The organism is Acinetobacter sp. UBA1496, from assembly GCF_002324975.1.
Lineage (GTDB): Bacteria > Pseudomonadota > Gammaproteobacteria > Pseudomonadales > Moraxellaceae > Acinetobacter > Acinetobacter variabilis.
The window spans coordinates 23,484-29,555 of the sequence record NZ_DCRI01000007.1 but is presented as its reverse complement, the minus strand read 5'-3'; the positions used below and the strand labels follow the sequence as shown (position 1 = coordinate 29,555).

5 protein-coding genes are annotated in these 6,072 nt (G+C 43.6%); 1 reads left to right on the top strand and 4 read right to left on the bottom strand.

From position 1 onward, the window contains the following. Positions 1-268: 268 nt before the first annotated feature. Genes B3143_RS00810 through B3143_RS00800 form a run of 3 tightly spaced genes read right to left on the bottom strand, consistent with a single transcriptional unit; the run spans position 269 to position 3,180 of the window. A complete protein-coding gene (locus tag B3143_RS00810) occupies positions 269-1,714 on the bottom strand; it encodes an NAD(P)(+) transhydrogenase (Re/Si-specific) subunit beta (RefSeq protein ID WP_286739154.1) in 1,446 nt (481 codons plus the stop codon). 3 nt (positions 1,715-1,717) lie between these two features. After that, on the bottom strand, positions 1,718-2,041 hold the full coding sequence (locus B3143_RS00805) for a proton-translocating transhydrogenase family protein (RefSeq protein WP_004783638.1): 324 nt from the start codon (positions 2,039-2,041) through the stop codon (positions 1,718-1,720). Between the two features lie 11 nt (positions 2,042-2,052). Next, a complete protein-coding gene (locus B3143_RS00800; RefSeq protein ID WP_286739153.1) occupies positions 2,053-3,180 on the bottom strand; it encodes a Re/Si-specific NAD(P)(+) transhydrogenase subunit alpha in 1,128 nt (375 codons plus the stop codon). A gap of 967 nt (positions 3,181-4,147) precedes the next feature. Here B3143_RS00800 and B3143_RS00795 point away from each other — a divergent pair. Then, the gene (locus B3143_RS00795) at positions 4,148-5,335 is read left to right on the top strand and encodes an MFS transporter (protein WP_286739151.1); all 1,188 of its coding nucleotides are present in this window, start codon (positions 4,148-4,150) and stop codon (positions 5,333-5,335) included. Between the two features lie 6 nt (positions 5,336-5,341). Here B3143_RS00795 and B3143_RS00790 read toward each other — a convergent pair whose 3' ends face one another. Then, positions 5,342-5,986 carry a HEPN domain-containing protein gene (locus B3143_RS00790; protein WP_286739149.1) on the bottom strand — a complete coding sequence of 215 codons (645 nt, stop codon included), beginning with the start codon at positions 5,984-5,986 and terminating at the stop codon, positions 5,342-5,344. Positions 5,987-6,072: the final 86 nt, after the last annotated feature.

The window sequence follows — 6,072 nt, the reverse complement described above, 5'->3', positions numbered from 1 at the left end:
CAAATGAGGACACGTCCTAGAAATTTATGGATCAATAACTTTAATAAATTCGTTTTGCTATCAGATTTAATCATTCAGCCCATTTTTTAAACGTTTTGTTGCAATTTTATCTAGACCAATTTTCTAAAAATAAAACACCGTAGCTAATTTTATTTTGTAATTCTTTCCGATTCAGCTTTTATATAGGAGGGAGAATTTATCTATAATTTAAATGGAAAAATCCCCCTTTTGAAAGGGGGATTTTAGATGATCCAGTGAATGGAAAGTCTTAGTGACCTGTACCATTAATCGCTTTGGTCATATCTTCCACAACTTTCTTCGCATCACCGAAAATCATCATGGTTTTGTCGTTATAGAACAGGTCATTGTCCAGACCTGCATAACCGGTCGCCATAGAACGCTTGATGACCATAATGGTACGCGCCTTGTGAGCCTCCAGAATTGGCATGCCGTAGATCGGAGAGTTCGGATCGTCTTTTGCAGCCGGGTTTACCACGTCGTTTGCACCAATGACCAGTACTACGTCAGTTGCCGGGAAGTCCGAGTTGATCTCGTCCATTTCCAGAATGTCTTCATAAGGAACATCAGCTTCTGCAAGCAATACGTTCATATGACCTGGCATACGACCAGCAACCGGGTGAATCGCAAAACGTACAGTCACGCCCTGCTCTTTCAGCAAGTTTGCCAGTTCTTTAACTGCATTTTGTGCACGGCCTTGTGCCATACCATAACCCGGTACAATGACAACGCTGTCTGCATTTGACATTAAGAAGCCAGCATCATCCGCAGAACCTGAACGGTAGTTACGTTGCACTTGTGCACCCGCAGCTGCTGTCGGCGCAGCGGCACCGCCCATCGCACCACCAAACAATACGTTGATGATTGAACGGTTCATCGCTTTACACATGATGTAAGACAGAATCGCACCTGAAGAACCAACCAGCGAACCTGCAACGATCAGCATGTTGTTTTCGAGTGTGAAACCAATCCCTGCTGCTGCCCAGCCTGAGAATGAGTTCAATAGCGAAACCACAACCGGCATATCGCCACCGCCTACTGGTGCAATCCATACCCAGCCAAATGCCAGTGCAAAACCAGTCATTGCCCAGAAAGATGTCATGCTACCTGTCAGGAAGAAGTGAATCCCTGCTGCCAGCATTGCAATAAAGATCAGAGCCTGAATCGGTTTTACCCAGCCACCTGAAATGGTTTTTGCCCATTTCTTTGCAGCCAGCTTACCGTATGCAAATACAGAAGCAGTAAAGGTAATCGCCCCCACAAAACAGCCCACAAACAGTTCAAACAGGTGAACCTTGCTCATTTCATGGAAAGTCACACCATTTGCAGCCAACAGGTCCGGACCCAATTCAACCAGCTTGTTGTTATGGATAATTGCTGCAACTGCAATCAATACTGCAGCCAGACCCACCAGTGAGTGCATAAGTGCCACAGTTTCTGGCATCTGGGTCATTGGTACAGTACGTGCACGCGCAATACCCACCACTGCACCCGCCGCCATGGCTGCAAGAATCATCCAGACTACTGGATTTTCAGCGACAAAGAATGTGGTGACTACAGCAATCGCCATGGCAATCATACCGTAGCGGTTACCTGCAATTGCAGTTTTAGGACCAGACAAACCACGTAGCGTTAAGATAAAAAGAACGGCGCCAATCAGGTAGAACCAATCCGCATACTCTCGAATAAATTCCATGGTTTAACCCTCTTTTTTCTTTTGCTTAGGTTTGAACATTTCCAGCATACGTGCAGTCACGGCAAAGCCACCGAAAATATTAATGCTCGCCAGAAATACTGCGATTGCCCCCAGTACACTCACCACGTTAATGGTCTGGAAATCCACGCTGCCTTCAACGCCCACCATTGGCAAGCCAACAGTTTGAATCATTGCGCCCACGATAATGATCGAAGACAAGGCATTGGTCACCGCCATCAATGGCGTATGTAGTGCTGGTGTTACCCCCCAAACTACGTAGTAACCCACGAAGATGGCCAGGACGAAAATCGTAATTGTTTCAACCATGAGTCTGCTCCTTAACCACGTTTTAACAGCACTTGGCCGCCGTGAGTGACAAGTAGGGCTTTTTGAATTTCATCTTCCTGATTCAGGACAAAGTTCTTATCTGCATCAAAAAGTGTTTCAACAAAGTTATACACGTTACGTGCATATAGCGCTGAAGCTTCAGTCGACACCGTTGATGGGATATTTGGAACACCCAGAATCTTCACACCATTTTCAGTCACAACAGTTTCGCCGCACTTAGAACCTTCCACGTTACCGCCTGATTCCACTGCCATATCCAGAATGACTGAGCCTGGCTTCATCTTGGCTACAGTTTCAGCGCGGATTAAACGCGGTGCATCACGACCTGGTAACAATGCAGTGGTAATCACGATATCGGCATTCGATACCGCTTTATCGACAATCGCGGCCTGATCCTTGATGTACTGTTCACCTGGCATCCAGCCATAACCGTTTTTAACTGCTTCATCAGCACGTGCCTGCTCTTCAGGAGACATTGGCACGTCTAGCCATTTACCGCCTAAAGACTCAACCTGATCTTTGGCAGTCGGACGAAGGTCAGTTGCTTCTACGACTGCACCTAGGCGTTTCGCTGTTGCAATTGCTTGAAGGCCTGCTACCCCGACCCCCATGATCACGACACGAGCCGGTTTCACCGTACCTGCCGCTGTCATCAGCATTGGGAACATGCGCTGATATTCAGCAGCAGCTAAAAGCACTGATTTATAACCTGCGAGATTCGCTTGCGAAGACAATACGTCCATGTTTTGCGCACGTGACAGCGTACGTGGCAAAAGCTCAAGAGCAAATGCAGACACATTCTGTGCCGCGAACTGGTCAAGCTCGGTATTGCGGTATGGGTCAAACATCGCTACAACCGTGGTGTTGGCTGACAGCTTTTGAATTTCCTCACCTTTCGGTGCACGAACTTTCAAAACTATCTGACTACCGGTGTAGGCATCATCCGTAATTTTGGCACCAACTTGCTCATAGGCACTGTCGATGTAGGCAGCTTTAACACCTGCTCCACGTTCGATCACCACACTATGACCAGCGCTGATCAATTTCTTTACTGTCTCAGGCGTCGCAGCGACGCGATTTTCACCGATGACAGTTTCGGCTGGAATTCCAATCTGCATGAGCGTCCCTCAAGCTAATTTTTTCTTAAGTAAACACCGCAATTTACGGTGCTTCCCCTCAGGATGTGTTTTTGTTGAATTTTTGGATTCTAATTAAACTTCTAGAAATTACTACCTATTATTTATTTAATAAATACCCATATTTTGAACTGACGATTCATAAAAATGATGCAGTCATATAGCATTTATTAGTTCAGCCTGATTATTTTGATTTGCTGAATTTATAAACGATATTCATTCTCTTGAACGATGACTGTTTTCTTAGTTATTTTTTATTAGATTACTTTTTGTTTTATTTTGTTACATTGATCATTCTGACAGATATTTCATTTTTCCTGCTAAGCAAATCTTTATTTCAAATGAACTGATAAAGCCTAAATTAAGGCACTTTTCTAGGGCAGTTTTCTGTTTTTGACCTTTTTGACAATTTTAATCTATTTTTGAATATTTATTTTTAAACTCTAAAAATACTGTTTTCCTATAACTTTTTCATTTTTCACTCATAAAAAATATGAATTAATGATGAAAAAATTGATTTGAGATTCACTTATTTGACTTATTCAGCTCAAGTCTTAAGACTTACCTGAAATAAGTGAAAAAATATTCTGCAACATTTATTATATTAATACTCAGCCCACCATCAGATTTACAAATTCTTCATTCTGCACCAATTTTGGGCAATCACTGATTCAGATTGAGATCTGTCACTTGGTCTTAAATAAGATGACTTAATACAAAGCGCTTCCAAGTCCATTTTCTCAAGTGAAAAAGTTAAATTTCTAGCGAATTTTCATCTCTTATCAATCCAGAAAAGTACTTTTTTGTGGCATTTCTCTTCTATGAGTTCGAGCACTTTGCACTATTTTTCTACTTTTATCCTGACGGGTTTTCGCCTATAGTGCCTGCAACCTATGCATCATCTTTGATGTTCTTTATAAAAATTCTCCCTGAGCTTAAGGTACTTGCCATGACTCCTCCTCTCGATATCAGTCAAAATAAATCTCTGTTATGGCTGATGGCGATCGCATGTGGTTTATGTGCAGGTGCAAACTATTATTGCCAACCGCTTATCTCCTCGATTCAGCAATATTATCAGGTACCAGAATCCCAAGTGGCGCTGACCGTGACCTTTGCGCAGGTGTCTTATGCCTTGGGCCTGCTGTTTATTGTGCCTTTGGGAGACATGCTGAATAAGTCCAGACTCATTCCTTTTTTGATGTTTGGTGCCGCATTAGGCTTGCTGATCTGTGCCACAGCAGTCAACCTGCCGATGCTCTGGGTGGGCACTATTATTGCCGGGCTATTTTCTGTTGCTGCCCAGATTCTGATTCCATTAGCTACGATGGCTGTCCGACCTGAAAAAACCGGAGAAGTGGTCGGTTTTCTTATGAGTGGCTTATTAGTCGGTATCTTATTGTCGACCAGTATTGCCGGCCTTCTTTCAGACCTGTTTCACTGGAAAACCATTTATGCGCTCAGTAGTATGGCACTGCTGGTTTTGGGCTTTTACTTAAAAGGACAATTGCCCAGCATGCCGCGTATGCGTATCAGCTATGCAGCAATTTTTAAATCCATGGGTATGCTACTGCGTGAGGAACCGCGACTGGGCTTACGCTCCCTGATTGGTGCATGTGCCTTTGCAGCCATGAGCATGCTGTTTTCAACCATTGCCCTGCTGCTGACCCAGAAACCTTTTCATCTTTCTGATGTGATGGTGGGCCTAGTAACACTAGTTGGTGTTTTTGGTGCGCTGTCGACTCAGGTTATTGGCAAATGGGCGGATCGCGGCTATATCAAGATCCTAACCTGGATTGGCTGTTCAATTTTGGCAGGAAGCTGGCTATTTTTATATTTTGGTGGCGTGTCCCTGCTCAGTTATATTCTAGGTTATGCCCTGATTAACTTAGGCCTGGCGATTACTCATAGCTGTAATCAGAACGTGATTTTCCGCTTGCGCCCGGATGCCAAATCACGCCTGAACTCTATTTACATGACGCTGTATTTTATTGGTGGGGCCTGTGGTTCTGCCTTGGGGGTTTATGCCTGGCATCATGGTGGCTGGAGCATGACCTGTCTGTTTGGACTTGGCTTGGCACTATGCGCCACCCTGTTTGCACTAATTGATCAATGGCAGCAGCATCGAGCAAAAGCTTAAACAAATTTAACTGACTTGTACGACTGGGTAATAAGGTTTACCCGAATCCCAAGTCGCTGCATTTTCCAAAAGGATGCAGATAAAAGTGGGCAGTAACCCGGCCAGAACCCGACAGCTGTCTTGAAGTTGCTTGACGTTAAACGAGCTCTGATAAGTCACACCGCCCTGCATAAGCTGATAATGCAAGGTGGAAAGACGGTTAAAAATCACCAATAAAATTTCACTTAAATTTCGTTCCTGTACAGCCTTTTGTATTTTCTGCTTTTGCTGGTCTAATGCTTCACGGCAGCTTTCCAGACTGACTTTATGATGGCGATAATCCCAGAAACCTTGATCGGTATAAGGGCTATCCAGCAGTGCAGAAATTGGCTGGTTGTATTTCTCCCAGACAATATGCTGAAGTTTTTGTTCCACATCTTTTTGACAGAGGGTTTCCAGAAATTGATGCAGGCTTTGTTGATCCTGACGAACCTCTGTTTCTTGTGCATAAATCGAATTAAAACTGATCCACAGGCTAATAAACTTAAACTCTAGTTCCTCATCCAGCTCTAATGCTTTTTTAAACCAACTAAGTCCCCGTTGAATCCGTAAATTAAAATAGTCTGAATGTTGAGGTTTTTTGCTTTTATAAATCTCCTCCAACATGAGCATCGTTATTCTCCTTATTTATCTCGTTTTCTTTATCTTAATCTTAAATATCTCAGAATATAGCATTGCCGAATGACTGGGAGTTTATT